Raw genomic sequence first — 19,191 nt, 5'->3', positions numbered from 1 at the left:
GGAAGTACCGGGAAAAGTCCTGCTTACAGACATCACCTATCTTTATTACGGAAAGGGCCAAAAGGCATATTTATCTTGCGTAAAGGATGGAGCTACGAGGGAAATTGTGGCGTATCATCTGTCTACTTCCTTAGAAATGGACATTGTGTATAAAACGTTAAAAAAGTTAAAACAGGCTGTCGGCCATCCTTTTCATCCAGAAGCTATCTTACATTCTGACCAAGGGGTCCATTATACTCATCCCCTCTTCCAAAACAAGGTGAGAAAGCTTGGGCTGACTCAATCAATGTCACGAAGGGGTAACTGCTGGGACAATGCATCCATGGAAAGTTTCTTTGGCCATTTTAAGGATTGGGCAGAGTATAAATCATTGAATTGCTTAGAAGATGTAAAGAATGAAGTAGACCGTGTAATCGAGGAGTATAATCATTCCCGTTATCAGTGGGGGTTAAATAAAATGACCCCGGTACAATACCGGGGCCATTTACTAGCAGCTTAGGTGCTTTTTTAAACTGTCCGTAAACTGGGGCACAGTTCACTGTCCAGGCTTTCTTTTATTTTGTCTGCTTCTGTGGTTTATCAGGATCACGCTGTGGATCAATATCCTGATGATTTTCCTTTTTCTTTTCCTGCTCTAAAGAATCATTTTCAGCTGTTGACTTATCCATAATAAACCCTCCTTTTCCTGTACATTGAATTTTTACCCTATCCTTCTTTATTAAAACAATTTTTGCGAATCCTTCGCATTCCTGCTTTGAAAAAGATGTGTTTAAATAAAACGGTTGTCCGATTTGCTGGGCGGAATCCGAGGGGCAGACATTAGAGACCACCCGCTCTTCAGAAAGCTGAATATCCTGAAACGGAAATCAACCTGCTGGCCAAGAAATACAATACAAAAACACTAAAAAACGCTTTTTTAGTGTTTTTGTCCATTCATTTTTTGTACTCCTGAATAAATTAATCGTAGATAGTGTGAAGGGGGGGTCAATATGGCAGTTTGGTACAATAATGGACGAAGCGCACTTGGCAGCAGTGAACGCAGAAGGAATTCTAAAAAATCTGGAAGACATTCTCAAAGAAATTCTAACTCCGATAGCCGGTCTAAGTCGAATTCAGATGTAGACTTTGATATTGATAATGATCTCAAGAGCTTTTCTGAAGCAGATACTCATGTAGATACAGATGTGCATTCAAGAAATGACAGTCATAACGACAATGATAACGAGAATGATCTAGTTAATAACAATAAGAGCAATTCACACGCCGATTCAATTATTCATAACAGCGGTAACGCCAGAGTGGATTTCTGCATTGATATTAATGTGGATTCCGAATCAACGACTCGCGTTCGTTCTCGTACAGAAGCTGATTCAGAATCTGACCAGGATCAGGATCAAGATCAAAACCAGGATTAGAATGTTTAAAAGGACCAGGCGGGAGAGGCATATCCTTTTCCGCCTAATACTCTATATAGGAGAGATGGCTATGGAGGACAATGACCGCCGGAGTTTTTTCTTTGGATTCCGAAGGCCTTTAGAGCCAAGGCCTGGATTCAATGGCCGCAGATTCCAGCCATTTGAAGAGACAGCAGGTTCAGTGGAAACCGATCAGCAGACAGAAATCGAACCAATGCTTGCAGCGGACCCAAATGGCATTCATGAAAAAGCGGGCCAACCGCAGCTTTTCGACAATCATGGCACCAATCCTGGGAACATCCAGGGGCAGAGTCATTCTGAACTTGTGAGCAGCTCCAATGTTACTGAGAAGAATAATGAAAAAAATGACAGCCAGAACAGCCAGCAGGCAGAGTTTTCCCAGGACATTCAAAATCAATCTCAAGCACAGGTAAACCATAGCGGAAATTCCGATGTGGATGTAAATTTAAACGTAGAAATAGATACGACTGCTATTGCGTATGCCTTACTTTGTTCCATGTTAGCAACCAAACAAATGACAGAAAAACAATTTAACACCGCTGTAAGAAAATTGGATGGGCTGACAAAGAACAAAAAGGAGAAAAAGAAAAAGGATGATGCAGGACCGACACACCGGATAAAAGCAAAACCATCATCCATAAAAATGTATGATCCTAACCAAAGAGGATGACTTAAGCCTGGATGTGCTTACTGCCATCCTCTTAACATGTTTTAATCGTAAAAGTGCGGGAACGGCTCTTCTTCATGCTCCATATAACAGTGCAGGCATAGCTTTGACTGATCTTCCCGTGAAAAAGCTTCTTCCTCCAAGAGCACACGCCCGCAGGCTAGACAAAAATACATATTATCCCTCCAATGCGTTTTTATAGCAGTATGCCCAAAAACCAAGTAAAATATGACCATGGCCGTCCCCGGGGTTTACAATAGAAGCACTGAGGGAAAAAACTAACAGATCTTTTTTATTATTGTTAGGGAAAAGGTATACTACTATAAGCAAAACTTTTGATAGTTGTTAGGAGAGGATTACATGAGTCTGCAAAAACGGATTATTGAAGAATTAAAGGTTCAGCCAAGCATTAACCCCCAGGAGGAAATCCGCAGAAGTGTTGATTTCTTAAAATCATACATGAGCAAATATTCCTTTTTGAAATCAATGGTGCTGGGCATTTCGGGAGGCCAGGACTCTACTCTCACAGGCAAGCTGGCCCAAATCGCGATTGATGAATTAAACGAAGAAGCCGGAGAGGAAAAATATTCATTTATAGCAGTCCGGCTGCCTTATGGAAAGCAGATGGATGAACAGGATGCACAGGATGCCATTAATTTCATCAAGCCTACAAAGCTGTGTACAGTCAACATTAAGCCTGCTGTAGAGGCAAGCACAGCATCTCTTAAAGAAGCAGGAGTCGAATTGACAGACTTCCAAAAAGGCAACGAAAAAGCAAGGGAAAGAATGAAAGCACAATACAGCATTGCCGCTGCAAACAGCGGTGTGGTCCTCGGAACGGACCATGCTGCAGAAGCGATCACCGGCTTTTATACAAAATACGGCGATGGAGCCTGCGACCTGCTCCCAATCTACAGGCTCAACAAGCGCCAGGGCAGGCAGCTCCTGAAGGAACTGAACTGTCCCGAGCATCTCTATACAAAGGCACCAACGGCTGACCTTGAGGAAGACAAGCCGCAGCTACCGGACGAAACCGCACTGGGCGTAACCTACGAAGATATCGACGACTATCTCGAAGGCAAAGAGCTATCCCAGGAAAAAACCGAAAAAATCGAAGGCCACTACCTTCGTTCCCAGCACAAACGCCATGAAGCCATTACGGTGTTTGATACTTGGTGGAAAGAATAAACGAAATAATGTTTTAGTGCCTGAACTCGGTATGGTGCCGGGGTCAGGTTTTTTTATTGAATAAGTCCGGACGAGATAGAGGATTGTACATTTTCTTCAATAATCGAGATGCAGTATGCCGGGAAGAGATCTTAGTAAACTTTCTAAAACTCTGGTTATTTATTTCGTTGTCAATGAGTAAAAAATAGTCTTCTATCGTTTTTTCATGCGCGCATTTTGATTGATGATTACACTCAGGACAAACCCATCGCCCGTGAGTTCTTTTCATAGGTTTCATACTGCATTCCGGGCAGATAACTCCCATTTCAATGTCGGTGGTAGAAATTTTATAACTATCCAGAATATTGGTGGAAGGGGCTTTCTGTTCACGGAGAATGATTTCCGATAGCAATTGAAAATGTTCTGAGGATAGCAAAGGGGTAGGTATATCGATCTTGATTTGCTGCAGCTTGTTCATCAGATGAGAAGCATGACAGACTACTTTGTGAACATGCTTATCTCCTTTTTCTGCAGTAATAATTGTTGAGGGATTAGATATAACCACTAAATGTCTAATAGGTAAGTTTGAGTAATTATTTTGATGAAGCCAATTGCTTAATAAATATTGGTGCCTTTGTGCTTGAAGAATCGGATCGCTGAAGCCTTCCTCTTTCTCATGGATTTTTCGAATTAACTGATGGAAACTGCTGTCAAAAAACAAAGTACCGGCGATATTCTTAATTTCCAATATTAAAGCAAAAGCTTCAGTCAGAATTAATGAGTCAATTTGGAAATGAATATTCTTATAGTACAGATTCACATCTAGAAAGATAAGATAATTATCATCCAAATGGTTAAGATGAAAATCCACAGATAGTTCTCCCCTATATCCAGCCCATCGCTTAGCTAAATCTGATTCAATTTCTCCCCTTTTTTTATGATGCACAGACAGCCGTCTGAGCAGCGCCTCTAATTGAAGAATCCTGACAGGAACTTTTCTATCCTTAACTATCAAACTATCACTCCTTTTAGGTGATTGTATCATATAGAAATGGAATTTTAGTTAAAATTCGGATAAAATTCAGCAACATTAAAGAGATATGGAATTGCTCAAAAATCCAGGAACCTTGTTCGGATTTGGAATGATCCTGCTCAAAGCAGCAAGCAAGGGTCTAGGGCATGGTTCGTAATGGGATACATAGGAGCTGCTCGGAATTCTGGAAGCCCTGCTCGATAGACAAAGGGGTCGGCTCGAATTTGAAAATTCATGCTCGAAATACTCAGGATCCTGATCGAAAATCTTGGATCCATGCACGAAACAGGCGGGAGGACAGTTCAGGGTGGTCCAGGGCATGCAGCCTCAACTAATACATAGGAGCTGCTCGAAATTCCGGGGGGCCTGCTCGATAGTCAAAGGGGTCGGCTCGAAATAGAAAATTCATGCTCCAAAAACTCAGGATCCTTATTGAAAATCTTGGATCCATACTCGAAACAGGCGGGAGGACAGTTCAGGGTGGTCCCGGGGACGCAGCCTCAACTAATACATAGGAGCTGCTCGAAATTCCGGGGGGCCTGCTCGATAGTCAAAGGGGTCGGCTCGAAATTGAAAATTCTTGCTCGAAAAACTCAGGATCCTGATCGAAAATCTTGGATCCATGCACGAAACAGGCGGGAGGACAGTTCAGGGTAGTCCCGGGCATGCAGCCTCAACTAATACATAGGAGCTGCTCGAAATTCCGGGGGGCCTGCTCGATAGTCAAAGGGGACGGCTCGAAATTGAAAATTCATGCTCGAAAAACTCAGGAGCATGATCGAAAATCTTGGATCCATACTCGAAACAGGCGGGAGGACAGTTCAGGGTGGTCCAGGGCATGCAGCCTCAACAACTATAAAGGGGCTGCTCGAATTTCCGTGGTACCGGATCGATATTGATAAATCATAATTGAAAATCCCGGATCCATGCTCGAAAATCCCAAATTCATGCTCGAAACAGTTCCAGGCTAAGTACAGATCACATTTATTCTGAAGGATCATAAAGAGTAACGACCACCCCCATCCCAAACCAATTTGAGTTTCCCAATCAACTATGATAAGATATTACTAATTAAATAAAAATTGTTTTTTTGGAGGAGCCTGTCACTCAGGCTCCTTTCTGTCTTTTTTAAAATCCTAGAGCCTGAGTTTCAGGCTCTTTTTTATTTTTTTAGGAGGTAGATCATGTTTATATTAACGTTGGCTATTATTCTTCTGGCTTCGAAGGTGGCCGGAGATATCAGTGTGAGGCTGGGGCAGCCTTCTGTATTGGGAAAGCTGATTGTTGGGATCCTGGTGGGTCCTGCAGTATTTGGGATTATTGAGGAATCTGAAATGATTACTGAGTTGAGTGAAATCGGTGTGATATTGTTGATGTTTATTGCGGGCCTTGAAACGGATTTGGATGAGTTTAAGCGTTCGGGTAAGAGCTCGGCAGCAGTGGGGATCCTTGGAGTTGTGTTCCCGCTCGGATTTGGTTTTTTGGCGGGAATCGTGTTTGGATTCTCTGTCACTGCCTCCGTTTTTCTAGGGCTGCTTTTATCAGCCACATCAGTCAGTATCTCCGTTCAGTCCCTGAAAGAATTGGGAAAGCTTCAGTCTAAAGAGGGAGCTACTATCCTCGGGGCAGCAGTTATTGATGACATTTTAGTTATCGTGGCTCTTGCATTTGTAATGAGCTTTTCTGCAGGAGACATGAATCTTGGGTTTGTTATCGGAAAGAAAGTGGTCTTCTTTGTAATCGCGATCCTGGCTGCATGGAAGCTTGTACCGTGGCTCCTTAAAAGGTTTGCGGCTTTACAGGTTTCGCAATCGGTGATTACTGGAGCACTGATTCTCTGCTTCGTCTTTGCTTTCTTTGCCGAGTATACAGGGGTCGCAGCAATTATCGGCGCCTATATTGCCGGTCTGTCCATTTCTGTTACGGACTTCCGGGAAAGAGTGTTTGAAAAAGCTGAAACGATTGCCTATTCCTTCTTTGTTCCTATCTTTTTTACCAGCATCGGATTAGCCGTGGATTTCAGCGGAATGAAGGATAATCTGCTTTTGATTGTGATATTCAGTATTATTGCTATCCTGACAAAATTAATTGGTGGCACACTGGCTGCCCGATTCTCCGCTTTCAATTGGAAAAGCTCGCTGGGCATAGGGTCAGCGATGATTTCGAGGGGGGAAGTGGCATTAATTATCGCCTCCATTGGAGTGGAAGCCGATTTGATGAGCAAGGAAACCTTCTCGGTTATGGTCATTGTGGTCCTCATTACTACCATTGTGACTCCTCCGCTTATTAAATGGTTTTTTACAGAACGTACTCCAAGCGGTTCAACTTATTCTGCATAACAAAAGCTGGCTCAATTGGGCCAGCTTTTCCTATACATCATATCTGTCATCTTCAAAGTATTTCCTGAATTCTCCTGTGTCCGTCTCTTCTTCATTTTTATAATAAGGATTATCTTCCGTAGAATTGCCGGGGTCCAGGTTGGTTTTAATCACAAGCGACGGGCCGGAAGTCCTTCGTTCAGCGATGATCCGGTCATTTAATTCGTTAAAATCAGGCAGATCTTTACTTCCTGGTTCATTTGGTTCCACTACAATCACCTCAATCCTAGTCTGCAGCAAAAGCGGCGTTTTATGTACGATTGAAATTTCAAAATTTATACTGGAAAAATATACGAAGTGTTATTTGGTTAGCCCGTAATTAGAAAGGGTATGTAATAGGTGGACGCAATAATTAGAAGTGAGGGAATACTATATGACCTTATCGGTAAATGCCACAACGGATTCTGGTCAAGACCAGAAAAATAAAAGCTTTTCTTTTTCAGTAACAAAGGATAAAAGAAAAAGTCCTTTACATGTACATTCAGAGATAGGAGCACTGAAAACGGTGATGTTAAAACGGCCGGGAGGAGAAATTGAACACCTCATTCCGGATTACCTGGAGCGGCTTCTGTTTGATGATATACCTTATCTTCCAGCTATTCAAAAAGAGCATGACTTTTTTGCTGATTCCCTCCGGAAAAGGGGAGTGGAAGTCGTTTACTTAGAAAACTTGGCTATGGAAGCCATTCATTCAAGAGAAGTACGCATGCGATTCATTGAAGATATCATAAAGGAAAGCTGTACTGAATCTGATTACATTCAGCAATCCATTAAGGAATACCTCATGAGCTTATCACCCCGCGAACTGATTCACCAGGTTATGAAGGGAATGCTGAAAGCAGAGGTGAATCCTTCGGCAAAAGCATTGGATTTACATGCGGAATATCCGTTCTGTCTGGATCCTATGCCAAATTTATATTTTACACGTGACCCTGCTGCGGTTATCGGGAATGGAATATCGATCAACCGCATGGACCGTACAGCGAGACAAAGAGAGACCCTCTTTATGGATTATATTATTAACCATCATCCTCGCTTTACTTCCCACGACATCCCCGTTTGGTTTAATCGTGACAGGGAGCATTCCCTTGAGGGAGGAGATATTCTTGTTCTCAACAAGGATGTAGTTGCAATTGGGATAAGTGACAGAACTTCCCGAAAGGCTATCGAGGAAATTGCACGCAGCTTATTTTCCCGACAAGGGCACGTCCAGAAGGTTGTCGCTATAGAGATTCCTAAGACCAGGGCATTTATGCATCTGGATACAGTCTTCACGATGGTGGATCATGATAAGTTTACCATTCATCCCGGCATCCAAAAGCCGGACGGCAAAATGGATATCTATATTATTGAACCCGAGGAAGAAGGGGATATAAGGATAACCCACAGGGACGATCTTTTTGGCGTTTTGAAGGATGTCCTCCATCTTAAAGATTTAGTGCTGATCCCATGCGGCGGCGGAGATCCGATTGCAGCTGCGAGAGAACAGTGGAATGATGGCTCCAATACTTTAGCCATTGCCCCAGGCGTGGTGGTTACCTATGACCGGAATTATATCTCAAATGAAACGCTCCGTTCGAACGGAATTGAGGTTATCGAGATTCTCAGCTCGGAGCTTGCCCGGGGAAGGGGAGGCCCGCGCTGTATGAGTATGCCGCTGTACAGGGAAGATATCCTGCCCCGTCATTAATGAATAGATTGTGCCTCCTGATTGGACAGGAGGTTTTTTTATGCACCAGAAAATAGGATTACATCCTTTTTTTATAGTATGATGGGGAAGGAATGTAAAAGGGGGATGACATGTGAGAAAAACAGCAGCTTTTCTTCTGATTACTCTCTGCCTGGCAGTTATTATGACGGGCTGTGATAACAAAGAAAAAAGCTATTATAAGAAACAGAAAAAAAATACAATTTTCAATGTGAGGGGGATCGGCTTTGATTCTGATTCGAATTTCCTTTACGCGGCATCAGGGGATGGCATACATAAGTACAAAAATTCCAGCTGGTATTCACCCAGTAAGAATGCCTATAATTTAACCTTCCTCCAAACGGCGGACAAGTATTTATACACGAGCGGGTACACGGACAGAAAAAATAAGACTGCGCTTGGTTTAGTGCGGACCGTGAATGAAGGTAAAAAGTTTGAGAGAATAAAATCCCTTGACCGTGAGGGTTTTCAGGAATTCGCAGTAGGAGCCAAAACACATACCTTATATATCCTAAGCCCGAAAAAGGGCGGAATCTTTTATTCCAAGGACGAGGGTGAAACCTGGACGAAAAGCCATTTGAAGGGACTGCCGACTGCAGAGCTGGGAGGAATGGCAGCCCACCCAACTGAAGCGGGAAGCTTGGCCATTTATGCTAAAAACGGAATATACCTTTCTAATGATAACGGAAATTCCTTTCACTTGTTTCCGACTGATGGAGCTGTAACTTCCATGGCGTTCGGGTCGGATTCCATGGTGTACAGCCTTCAGAAAGAAAGCGAAATTCACATGTATGTTTTGGATTTGAAAACAAAAAGGACGACCGAGCTGGCAGGCATTCCAAGCGTGTTTTCAGAAAATCCAATCCTGTATATGGCGGTCGACCCGGATGATGGAAGCAGAATGGCAGCCGCTTCGTATAACAATGAGATTTTCTTGAGCAAAGATAGGGGAATGACCTGGGAAAAAATTGCGGATAAAGAGAAGAATAAGTAAAGATAGGAGCAGATTTAAAGGGCCTCTGGCAGGCAATTAAACCAGCTTTTTTAGCTGTTGGATTGACATATCGAAAAAAACCGATATATAATAGGGCCATGAAACCAATCGATATATTCAAGGCGTTATCAAACGAAACCAGACTGAATATTTTACAGTGGCTGAAGGAGCCAGAGAAGCACTTTCCTAAACAAGGCGCACACCTTCCGAAGGAGGTAAGCATCAAAGGCGGAGTCTGTGTAGGAGATATCCAGGAAAAAGCAAAGGCTTCCCAATCCACGGTCTCTCACTACTTGAGCATGATGCAGAGCGCAGGCCTTCTTGAATCTGTCCGTTATGGTCAATGGACTTATTACAGGAGGAATGAAGAAGCTATTCAGCAGATAGCGGATTATTTTAAAACAGAAATCTAAACGCATGATTTCTGTTTTTTTGTTTGATAAAATATCTACTTTTCTAGATATCTAATTATAAATATATGAAGGAGAGATTTCTTTGCGATATCTTGCTTATCTATTGGCGTTATTGGCAGGTTCAGCCCTTAGCTTTGAAGGAGCGATCTATGGGGAGCTGGGAAAAACAATAGGACAGCTTGAAACCAGCTTCTATAACTTCTTTATGGGTTCAATCATTATGATTTTATTATGGCTGTTCTTTGGGAAAGGAAAACTGTCCTATACACTGGAAGCGCCCAAATGGTCACTGCTTGGCGGGGTCTTAGGAGTTGTATATTTAACTTCCATCGTCATAAGTGTGCCATTTGTTGGGGTTGGCATAACGATGGTTGCCGTTATTATTGGCCAGCTGGTCATGAGCATGGTTATAGAACATTATGGCTGGCTGGGCAGTAAGAAAACAAAAGTGAATAAAGAAAATATTTTAGCGGTTATTTCCATGATTATTGCACTGATTTTCATTAGTTAGGAGGAAAAAGCATGAGTGTCATCATGATTTTATTTACCTTTTTAGGCGGGATCACCTTAAGCGCGCAATCCTCAATCAATGGTTCGTTCAGCCGAAGGGCAGGGACGATTGAAACGACGCTTTTAACCTTTGTCACTGGACTGCTGTTTCTTACAATCTCAATCTTATTTTTTGGCCACGGAGATATCCTTGACATATTTAAAGCGCCGAAATGGCAATTAAGCGCTGCATTTTTGGGAACCATCTATTTACTGTTTACAGTTGTGGCCGTTCCGCGTATTGGTGTCATTGCCACCACTATTTCAGGTATCATCGGCCAGCTTGTCATTGGGATGATTATTGACCATTTCGGCTGGTTCGGCAGCTTAGAAATTCCCTTTGATACGAAACGAGCCATTGCACTCGTATTTATGATTCTTGCTCTTTATTTTATTTATAAAGGAAATAAACGGGCAAACTGATAAAACCGCTGCACCTTATTTGGGGCAGCGGTTTAGATTTATTGCTTTTTTGAAATAGGAATCCATATTTCGGTTTTAATTGAGATCTTTACCCCCTATGGAGACAAGCCTCCGGTCCAGTAAAAGGCTGTCTGGACGCTCCCTGTATTCCGGAACGACCCTTGTCTGTTCCTAGACAGCAAAATCATTTTGATGAATCTGACATGATTCATCAGCCCCTGTCTAGCTTTGTGAAAAAAATTATTCCGTTTAAAGGGATATGAGGAATTCTAAAAGAATTACTACAAGTAAGATATATAAATGTAAGTTAATGTATGAAAGTGGTCCCCACTTTATTCCCAGCAGTTAATTTTGAATGCGCTTACTTTTTTATTGACTTAAAGAACACTTATTTTGATAATATTGAATTACATATTTTATTGCTTCATAGATGGAGGGGAAAAATAGAAAAATTTGGAGGGGGGATCGCGTGAAATTTGCAGAAACTATTGCCCTTGTAACAGGTGGGGCATCGGGTCTCGGGGAAGCTGTGGTAAGAAGGATTGTGGACAAAGGAGGAAGGGCAGCCATTCTGGATGCTGCCCGGGGGAAAGGCGAGGCTTTGAAGGAGGAGCTGGGAGACGGAGCTCTTTATATACAGGCGGATGTAAGGGATGAAAGGCAAGTAAGGGCTGCCATCGGAGCTATGATGGATAAATGGGGCCGATTGAATCTTGCCGTAAATTGTGCCGGTATCGCAGCGGGGAAAAAGGTGCTTGGTAAAAATGGCATCCATGACCTAGAGACGTTCTCAAAAGTGATTGAAATTAATTTAATTGGGACCTTCAATGTGGTCCGTCTGGCGGCTGAGGGAATGGCCCGAAATACCCCTGATGCTGAAGGAGAGAGAGGGCTGTTCGTCAATACTGCTTCCATCGCCGCATTTGAAGGCCAAATCGGCCAGGCAGCATACAGTGCTTCAAAGGGCGGCATTGTATCTATGACCCTACCACTAGCCAGGGAGCTGGCTTCAGTGGGAATCAGGGTTATGGCGATTGCACCCGGTTTATTTGAGACCCCAATGTTTGAGGCGCTTCCTGAGCCAGCAAGAGACGCTCTTGGAAAAGCAGTGCCTTTTCCGAAAAGAATGGGAAGGCCGGAGGAATTTGCAGGTCTGGTTGAGATGATTGCGGAAAATCACATGCTGAACGGAGAAACCATCAGGCTGGATGGGGCGGTTCGGATGCAGCCGAAATAGGAGTTTAATTATCAGAATGTTTAAAAAACTGGAGGGTGACATGGCCAGACATTATTTAGGAGAAGATCACCAAATCTTTAGGAAGGCCTTCCGGCGGTTCTTAGAAAAAGAGGCGTATCCCCATTATGAAAAATGGGAAGAAGACGGAATCATCCCGAGAGAATTTTGGGAAAAGCTTGGCAGGGAAGGTTTTTTATGTCCAGATGTATCTGAAGAATATGGAGGGTCAGGAGCTGACTGGGGATATTCTGTCGTATTAAATGAAGAACTGGAGAGGGTGGGCTCCGGTCTGGTCGGCATCGGCCTTCATAATGACATAGCCGTTCCTTATATAACAGCATTTGGCACGGAGGAGCAGAAAAGAAGATGGCTTCCGGGATGTATTGAAGGGAGTAGGATCACGGCCATAGCGATGACAGAACCAGGAACCGGCTCTGATCTTGCCGGGATAAAGACTTATGCGAAAAAGCAGGATGGACATTATGTCTTGAATGGGCAGAAAACGTTTATTACAAACGGCATCCATGCCGATCTGGTGATTGTCGCCTGCAGGACAGGTCCAGCCGGTGAAAAGGGGCATGAAGGGATCAGCTTAATAGCAGTGGAACGGGGGACGCCGGGCTTTAGCAGGGGCAGAAAGCTCCAGAAGCTCGGGATGCACTGTCAGGATACGGCGGAATTGATATTTGAAGATTGTTTAGTTCCTGAGGGAAATTTAATAGGACGGGAAGGCAGAGGATTTCACTATTTAATGCAAAAGCTTCAGCAGGAAAGGCTGATCGTAGCAATATCTGCCCAGACGGCATCTGAGGAAATGCTGAGGATTACCCTGGATTATGTTAAATCCCGGAAGGCATTCGGCAGATCCATCAGCTCTTTTCAAAACACACAGTTTAAGCTGGCAGAAATGGCAACTGACATCGAAATGGGAAGAGCTTTTCTTGATGCGGTTATCTTCGAACATATGGAAGGAAAAGACATTACGGCAAGGGTTTCCATGGCCAAATGGAAAATCACAGAAATGGCTAAGCAGATTGCTGCTCAGTGCATGCAGCTTCATGGAGGCTATGGTTATATGGAGGAATATGAGATTGCCAGGCGCTACAGGGATATCCCGGTGGCAAGCATTTATGCCGGGACGAATGAAATCATGAAACTGATCATAGCTAAAAAAATGAATCTCTAAATGGAGGGGAAACCAATGAGGGAAGCTGTCATCATTGAAGGAGTAAGAACGCCTGTAGGAAAAAAGAATGGTGATCTGAAAAATATCAGGGCGGACGAATTGCTGGCTATGACCATCAAGGAGCTGGTCAAGAGAACAGAAATCGAGGCTTCCCAAATTGAGGATGTGATAGTGGGCTGTGTCTCTCAGATAGGCGAGCAGGCAGGAGATATTGCACGGGTGGCTGCCCTGATTGCTGGTCTGCCGATTGAAGTCCCGGGAACAACGATAGACAGGCAGTGCGGTTCCAGTCAGCAGGCTGTCCATTTTGCAGCCCAGGCCATTATCAGCGGTGATATGGATGTGGTCATTGCCGGAGGAGTAGAGAGTATGTCCAGGATCCCGATAGGATCGAACTATAAAGGCGTGAAGCCTTCCAGCTTATATCGTGAAAAATACGATGTCGTCCATCAGGGAATCTCTGCTGAAAGAATCGCTGATAAATATACCTTCTCCCGCGAAGAGCTTGATATTTATTCTCTCCACAGCCATGAAAAGGCACTGCATGCCTGGGAAAACGGTTATTTTAACAGGGAAACTTTTGCGGTTGAGGCTGAAACGGAAGAGGGACAGCCTGTCCTGATCAAAGAAGACTCCGGCCCGCGGAAGGACAGCTCCCTTGAAGGCCTGGCAAATTTAAAGCCTGTTTTTACAGAGGATGGGGTGATAACAGCCGGCAATTCCTCTCAAATAAGTGACGGTGCCGCCTGCCTCCTGATCATGTCTGCTGAAAGGGCCAAACAGCTTGGGTTAAAGCCTAAATGTAAAATTCATACAAGGGTGGTTGTCGGTTCAGATCCGGAGCTGATGCTTACAGGGCCGATCGCAGCGACCCAAAAAGCACTGGAAAAGTCCGGTCTAACTCTTAGGGACATTGATATTTATGAAGTAAATGAGGCTTTCGCGTCTGTCCCGCTTGCCTGGCTGGAGGAATTAGATGCCGATCCACGCAGGCTGAATCCAAACGGCGGGGCCATCGCCCTCGGTCATCCTCTGGGAGCAAGCGGAGCAAGAATAATGGTTTCCCTTGTTCATGAATTAGAAAGAACAAAGTCAAGATATGGACTCCAGACCATGTGTGAAGGCCATGGCATGGCGAATGCTACCATCCTGGAACGGTTAGACTAGGTCCTTTTAAGCAAAGCCGTCTAGAGTGTCACCATAATGAAGCTTCAAAATTTGATTATTGAGGAGGAAAAACCATGGGATTAACCATAGGACAGATCTTTGATTTGACTGTAAGGAAATACCCAAATAAAGAAGCTCTTTATGATGTGAAAACAGGGAAGAGGCAGACTTACGGAGGGTGGGCGGAAGAAGTAAACTCTCTGGCCCATTCCTTTCTTGCCTCTGGAATCCAGAAAGGCGATCGTATTTCCACCTTTTTAATGAATAGGGGCGAGCTGGCTTCCGTGTATTTTGCTTCCGCAAAAGTTGGTGCCGTATTCAATCCAATGAACTTCCGCCTGACTGCTGAAGAAATTGCGTATATTATTCATGATGCAGAGCCAAAGCTAGTATTTTTTGAAAAAGAAACCAGCGCTGCCATAAAGGATATCAGGCACCGATTTCCCCATACTGCCTTTATTTATATTGACGAAGATCCCTCTGCTTTTGCAGAAAGCTATTCAACTAGAATAAAAGTCTATCATCCAGAACCGATTCAGGTTGATGTGGATGAAAATGATTTATATTCCATCATGTATACCAGCGGAACAACCGGACGTCCAAAAGGTGTCATGCACACCCATCGTGACATGGCTGAACAAAGCCTCTTGTGCATAGCTGCAACAAAGCTGGACGAAAAAGATAAGGGGCTGATTACGGCACCGATGTTCCACTGTGCAGAGCTGCATTGCGCCTTTCTGCCAAGGGTCCATGCAGGGGCCAGTAATGTGGTCCTTCATCAGTTCCATCCAGGGCAGGTGCTCGAATTAATCGAGAGGGAAAAGATCACCACTTTTTTTGCGGCCCCGGCTATGTGGAATATGATCCTGCAGGAGGATTTGAACACATATGATGTTTCCTCACTTAGGATCAGCCTGTATGGTGCAGCTCCGATGCCTCCTGCCCTTGTGCGCTCCTGCCGGGAAAAAATTGGGGCTGAGCTTGTCCAGGCCTATGGAATGACGGAAATGGGACCGGCAATCACCTTTCTTGGGAATGAAGACCAGCTGACAAAAGCAGGATCTGCCGGCCAGGCGGCCCTTAATCACGAAATACGAATTGTAAGGGGAAGGGAAGACAGCCCATCAGATCCAGATGAGATTCTGAGTGCCTTTGAGCCAGGAGAAATCATCGTTAAAGGCCCTTGTATCATGAAGGGATATTACAGAAAAGAATCCCTTACGGAAAAAGCCTTATATAAAGGATGGTATCATTCCGGGGATATAGGATATTTAGATGATGAAGGATACCTTTACGTCAAGGACCGGGTGGATGACATGATTATCAGCGGCGGGGAAAATATTTATCCCAGGGAAGTAGAGGATCTTTTATATGAGCATGAAGGCGTTCTGGAGGCCGCAGTAATCGGGGAACCGAATGACCGCTGGGGAGAATCGGTAACCGCCATCATAGTAAAAAAAGATCCAGGGTTGACGGAAGAGGACTTAGATGTGTTCTGCAGGGAAAGCAATAAATTAGCGAACTACAAGAGGCCTAGAAGGTATATATTTATGGATGCCCTTCCGAGGAATGCAAGCGGGAAGATCTTGAAGTACCAGCTTAGAAAAGAAACTAATCCAGTCAACCGCTGATCGTAATAAGGAGTCTATCATCTAAATTGAATGATAGACTCCTATTTGTTTACAGGTTTTTTGGAAAGGTCTGCTGGGAAAGAAACAACAGGTTTTGGCTGAATAGCTCAGGTGCTTCCCATGCTTCGAAGCGCAAAGGGATTTGAGTCTCCTCCACATTATGGAGGGCGTCAGCCATTTCCAAAAGAGAAGTTAAATAACACTCCATTCCGGTAATAGCTGATTCATCGCTGACTGGACCATGACCGGGTACCAGGACCTTGGCTGATAGCTGTTTTATATTCTGAAGAATTCCTAGCCAGTTTATTGGATTTCCATCCTTTATATTGGGATGTGTCCCTGAAAAGAGCAAATCCCCTGCAAATAAAATTTCCTCCTCCGGAAGATACAGAAATGAGTCACAAAGAGTATGGCCTCCTCCCATGGTTTGCAAAACCGCCTGTCTGCTATTTCCGGTAAACACCATTTTATGTTCAAAAGTCAAGTCTGGAAGTGTAAATTCGAGACCTGGAAGGGACTTCTCAATTTCCTTCAGAAAGTTTAATTGTATGTTCACTTTTTTCTTTTTTTCGGGATTAGATTCTCTTGCTAGATCCGTCTCCAGTTTTTTTATATGCTTTCTAAGCTGGGGAATACTAGCCTGCTGGTCAGAAATTCTTTCCGGATGGATTTCCAGCATTTTATTTCTTGTCGCAAGGGAAGAAAAGATCACTGCACCTTTAAAGCATTGGTTTCCTCTGATATGATCTCCGTGCCAATGGCTGTTGATCACATAAGATGCCGGTCTTCCCGTTGTTTTTAGGGCTGCTTCCGCAAGGTCGCTGGCGGCGCTTTGGGAGTTTAACGTATCGAAGATCAGCGTCTTTCCTCCTAAGTCAATAATGCCTGCATTGGATTAACCGTTTCCCTCAGGCTTTGATATAGCTGCAAATATCCCATTCTCTAATTCTTCGAGATCAAAATGTACGGATTTTGAAATTACATTCGTCATACTAACCACCTCTCATACAGATTGTGCTTAAAGGTAATCTTCTACATTTAAAGGAGGAATCCTTTATTAAACACAAAAAGACGAATGAAAGGAAAATCGGATAAAAATTGGCAGAAAAGGTAAGCTATAAAAAAGGAGGGAAAGAGATGAATCTAAGAAAATTTTTACTTTCCATAACGGGTGTGATTCTTCTTTCATTTTCTGCCGGGTCCATGACCATGGCGGAAAGCCAGGGGACAGAGGCTGCAAAGCCTGAGCTGTCGCAAGCGCAGAAGGATGAGCTGGCGGGAATCCAAAAAAGCATCCTGCAGCAGAAAAAACAGCTTATTAAAAAGTATGTGGAATATGGAATCATCAGCAAAGAAAAGGGAGACCGGATCCTGGCTAGATTCGAGGAACACAGCAAATGGCTTGAGAAGAATGGATATGCTCCTCATTTCTTCCATGAAAGACATGGAAGAAGACACCATGAAAAACCGGGAGAATAACGAAGAAGGCACGGCGTCAGCCGTGCTTTCTTTATGACTTCTGATAAAAGAGACGGGAAATGATAAGTCCCAAAGTACCCAGGCCGATAAATAATATCGCTCTGATCATTATCGATACACTCGGGATATCAAGGAATATTAATTTTAATAAAGTAAGCAATAGGTATCCTATTCCCAAATATCTGGCCATTTTTATTTTTCTTAGCAAGCCGGCAAGGATCAGCGATGCTGCGTATAAACTCCAAATCAGAGAAAGAATCATATGCTGCCCGTTGATGGAAAGGTCCTCGGCCGCAATACTTGTTTCTTGGGTGAGAAAGTAGAGCCCAAGAAGGGATACAGCTCCACCTGCAAGAATGGAAAGAATCGTTTTATCATCCGTTTTAAACGTTCTTTTCTGTACGTAGTAATGCCATATAAAGAACGCTGCAGCAAAAAAGATAAGCCAGGATAGTGTCTCTATGGACAGTATGTTCTGAATATCAGCGGTAAAAGTCAGGCAGCATCCTATCAAGAACACCAGGAAACCTGTGATCAGCTGAAGTTTTGAACGCAGCCGGCTGCTTAAATAGATGGCAAGAGTCCCCTCCATTAGGAGAAAGAGGCCGTTCGCATCCTGGTCAACCGCATAAACGATGTAAAACAGCATGGCAGCCAGCGCTGTGGTAATGGCTGTAGAACCGATTGTTTCCTGCTTTCTCTTATAGGAGGTATATCCGATGATTACGTATAACAGGAGAGAAGCCAGCAGAAAAACAGAAATACCTGTATGCTGAAATTCTCCACGGACCCATGCGTAGGTAACCGCGAAGCTTGCAAGTACAGCCCCTGCCTGCTGGAGCATAAATCTGTTTCGCAGCAGAAGAGCCGCGAGCAAGAAGATATGCTGGATAATCACAGCCGAAGCGAGCAGCCTGCCTGTTTCCAAATCTCCTGACCCGATCACTGCATAAATCAATAGAACCATGTTAAGCAGGATCGCAGAAGCAAAATATAAAACGATATATCGGTATTTCATGGCGATATAAAGAAAAGCAAGATACAGGATGGTTTCATAACCAGTAAAAACAAAGGCATTCCCCGTTTTGCTCCCGATCAGGAACGGAACCAAAAAGCCGCCTATCACACTAAGCAGACCAAGTGCCTGGGATTTGAAATGAATCGTAAAGTAAATACCTGCCGCAATCCACAGTATGTTTATAAAGAATGCGGTATTGGAGGAAATCAGCATATAAAGATTGGTCATGGCAAAAGTAGTAAGCATCAGGAGGGCAATAGAGCCTCCAAGCAGAACCTGTCCAAGCACTTCTCTTTTATTAGGGAATTGTCTGTATCCGAGCCAAATTAACACAGCAGAGATGATATAGCCCAGTACGGATTTAATCTTCGGGTTGATAATTCCATAATTAGAAGCAGCCTTAAATCCCCAGATGACTCCCGCAAGGAGAACAAGGATAAAGATACGCGGCAGCCATACCTGTGTAATCATTTTTTCATAGTCTCCATTTTCTTTTTCAAGCGGCTTAGAAAGTATTCTTTGTGCAACAGGATTTTGGATAGAGGTTAATGCTTTCTCGGGACGTTTCTCAGCTTTTACTGGAGTAACGGACATGGTTGGATTTTTCTTTTCCCTGAGTTCCCCTTCTAACAGCCTTACTCTTTCTTCAAGCTCTTCCACCCTTTGTTCTAAGTTCATAGGCACCTCCCGGATAATATAAATCAA

At 43.7% G+C, this 19,191-nt stretch carries 21 protein-coding genes; 15 read left to right on the top strand and 6 right to left on the bottom strand.

The window, feature by feature from the left end; all coding sequences use genetic code 11:
• A partial coding sequence (locus H539_RS0115860) for an IS3 family transposase (RefSeq protein ID WP_026693192.1) occupies nt 1–499 on the top strand: 499 nt, incomplete at its 5' end.
• Nucleotides 500–554: 55 nt separating this feature from the next.
• On the opposite strand, the gene H539_RS0115855 is transcribed toward H539_RS0115860, so the two are convergent.
• Entirely contained in the window at nt 555–668 is a 114-nt protein-coding gene (locus tag H539_RS0115855) for a hypothetical protein (protein WP_035322716.1), read from the bottom strand.
• 321 nt (nt 669–989) lie between these two features.
• On the opposite strand from H539_RS0115855, the gene H539_RS28780 reads away from it, so the two are divergent.
• Entirely contained in the window at nt 990–1,415 is a 426-nt protein-coding gene (locus H539_RS28780; protein WP_051348625.1) for a hypothetical protein, read from the top strand.
• A 70-nt stretch (nt 1,416–1,485) separates the two neighbouring features.
• Entirely contained in the window at nt 1,486–2,106 is a 621-nt protein-coding gene (locus H539_RS32540; RefSeq protein WP_051348624.1) for a hypothetical protein, read from the top strand.
• Between the two features lie 41 nt (nt 2,107–2,147).
• Here H539_RS32540 and H539_RS33135 read toward each other — a convergent pair whose 3' ends face one another.
• Nucleotides 2,148–2,279 (bottom strand): hypothetical protein, encoded by a 132-nt coding sequence (locus H539_RS33135; protein ID WP_281171431.1) that lies wholly within the window; start codon nt 2,277–2,279, stop codon nt 2,148–2,150.
• Between the two features lie 184 nt (nt 2,280–2,463).
• On the opposite strand from H539_RS33135, the gene nadE reads away from it, so the two are divergent.
• The gene (nadE, locus tag H539_RS0115835; protein WP_026694327.1) at nt 2,464–3,291 is read left to right on the top strand and encodes an ammonia-dependent NAD(+) synthetase; all 828 of its coding nucleotides are present in this window, start codon (nt 2,464–2,466) and stop codon (nt 3,289–3,291) included.
• A gap of 43 nt (nt 3,292–3,334) precedes the next feature.
• On the opposite strand, the gene H539_RS0115830 is transcribed toward nadE, so the two are convergent.
• A complete protein-coding gene (locus tag H539_RS0115830) occupies nt 3,335–4,285 on the bottom strand; it encodes a nuclease-related domain-containing protein (protein ID WP_026694326.1) in 951 nt (316 codons plus the stop codon).
• Between the two features lie 1,202 nt (nt 4,286–5,487).
• Between H539_RS0115830 and H539_RS0115820 the strand changes: the two genes are divergently transcribed.
• The gene (locus tag H539_RS0115820) at nt 5,488–6,642 is read left to right on the top strand and encodes a cation:proton antiporter (RefSeq protein WP_026694325.1); all 1,155 of its coding nucleotides are present in this window, start codon (nt 5,488–5,490) and stop codon (nt 6,640–6,642) included.
• A 30-nt stretch (nt 6,643–6,672) separates the two neighbouring features.
• Here the strand turns inward: H539_RS0115820 and H539_RS0115815 are convergent, their stop codons facing one another.
• Nucleotides 6,673–6,891 carry a hypothetical protein gene (locus tag H539_RS0115815; protein WP_026694324.1) on the bottom strand — a complete coding sequence of 73 codons (219 nt, stop codon included), beginning with the start codon at nt 6,889–6,891 and terminating at the stop codon, nt 6,673–6,675.
• 163 nt (nt 6,892–7,054) lie between these two features.
• Here H539_RS0115815 and arcA point away from each other — a divergent pair, with 163 nt between their 5' ends.
• The 9 genes from arcA to H539_RS0115770 all read left to right on the top strand — a co-directional run bounded on the left by arcA (nt 7,055) and on the right by H539_RS0115770 (nt 15,989).
• The gene (gene arcA / locus H539_RS0115810; RefSeq protein WP_081415909.1) at nt 7,055–8,371 is read left to right on the top strand and encodes an arginine deiminase; all 1,317 of its coding nucleotides are present in this window, start codon (nt 7,055–7,057) and stop codon (nt 8,369–8,371) included.
• Nucleotides 8,372–8,483: 112 nt separating this feature from the next.
• On the top strand, nt 8,484–9,383 hold the full coding sequence (locus H539_RS0115805; protein WP_026694322.1) for a WD40/YVTN/BNR-like repeat-containing protein: 900 nt from the start codon (nt 8,484–8,486) through the stop codon (nt 9,381–9,383).
• Nucleotides 9,384–9,481: 98 nt separating this feature from the next.
• Complete coding sequence (locus H539_RS0115800; protein WP_026694321.1) at nt 9,482–9,796, top strand: ArsR/SmtB family transcription factor; 315 nt, start codon at nt 9,482–9,484, stop codon at nt 9,794–9,796.
• A gap of 82 nt (nt 9,797–9,878) precedes the next feature.
• Complete coding sequence (locus H539_RS0115795; protein WP_026694320.1) at nt 9,879–10,307, top strand: DMT family transporter; 429 nt, start codon at nt 9,879–9,881, stop codon at nt 10,305–10,307.
• 11 nt (nt 10,308–10,318) lie between these two features.
• Nucleotides 10,319–10,768, top strand: coding sequence for a DMT family transporter (locus tag H539_RS0115790; protein WP_026694319.1), 450 nt, complete (start codon nt 10,319–10,321; stop codon nt 10,766–10,768).
• A gap of 469 nt (nt 10,769–11,237) precedes the next feature.
• Complete coding sequence (locus H539_RS0115785) at nt 11,238–12,005, top strand: 3-hydroxyacyl-CoA dehydrogenase (protein WP_026694318.1); 768 nt, start codon at nt 11,238–11,240, stop codon at nt 12,003–12,005.
• A gap of 40 nt (nt 12,006–12,045) precedes the next feature.
• Nucleotides 12,046–13,191, top strand: a complete 1,146-nt coding sequence (locus H539_RS0115780; RefSeq protein WP_026694317.1) for an acyl-CoA dehydrogenase family protein — start codon at nt 12,046–12,048, stop codon at nt 13,189–13,191.
• Nucleotides 13,192–13,206: 15 nt separating this feature from the next.
• Nucleotides 13,207–14,358, top strand: a complete 1,152-nt coding sequence (locus H539_RS0115775; RefSeq protein WP_026694316.1) for a thiolase family protein — start codon at nt 13,207–13,209, stop codon at nt 14,356–14,358.
• Nucleotides 14,359–14,432: 74 nt separating this feature from the next.
• Nucleotides 14,433–15,989, top strand: a complete 1,557-nt coding sequence (locus tag H539_RS0115770) for a fatty acid--CoA ligase (protein ID WP_026694315.1) — start codon at nt 14,433–14,435, stop codon at nt 15,987–15,989.
• A gap of 49 nt (nt 15,990–16,038) precedes the next feature.
• On the opposite strand, the gene H539_RS28770 is transcribed toward H539_RS0115770, so the two are convergent.
• A complete protein-coding gene (locus tag H539_RS28770; RefSeq protein ID WP_081415908.1) occupies nt 16,039–16,872 on the bottom strand; it encodes an MBL fold metallo-hydrolase in 834 nt (277 codons plus the stop codon).
• A gap of 254 nt (nt 16,873–17,126) precedes the next feature.
• Between H539_RS28770 and H539_RS28765 the strand changes: the two genes are divergently transcribed.
• Complete coding sequence (locus tag H539_RS28765; RefSeq protein ID WP_051348621.1) at nt 17,127–17,468, top strand: DUF2680 domain-containing protein; 342 nt, start codon at nt 17,127–17,129, stop codon at nt 17,466–17,468.
• A 31-nt stretch (nt 17,469–17,499) separates the two neighbouring features.
• On the opposite strand, the gene H539_RS0115755 is transcribed toward H539_RS28765, so the two are convergent.
• Complete coding sequence (locus H539_RS0115755; RefSeq protein ID WP_026694314.1) at nt 17,500–19,164, bottom strand: DUF2339 domain-containing protein; 1,665 nt, start codon at nt 19,162–19,164, stop codon at nt 17,500–17,502.
• Nucleotides 19,165–19,191: the final 27 nt, after the last annotated feature.

Origin of the sequence: Peribacillus kribbensis DSM 17871 (genome assembly GCF_000430765.1) — a bacterium.
Taxonomy (GTDB): Bacteria; Bacillota; Bacilli; order Bacillales; family DSM-1321; genus Paraperibacillus; species Paraperibacillus kribbensis.
Note: the sequence above shows the minus strand (reverse complement) of the source record. Positions and strands in the feature narration are given on the sequence as shown.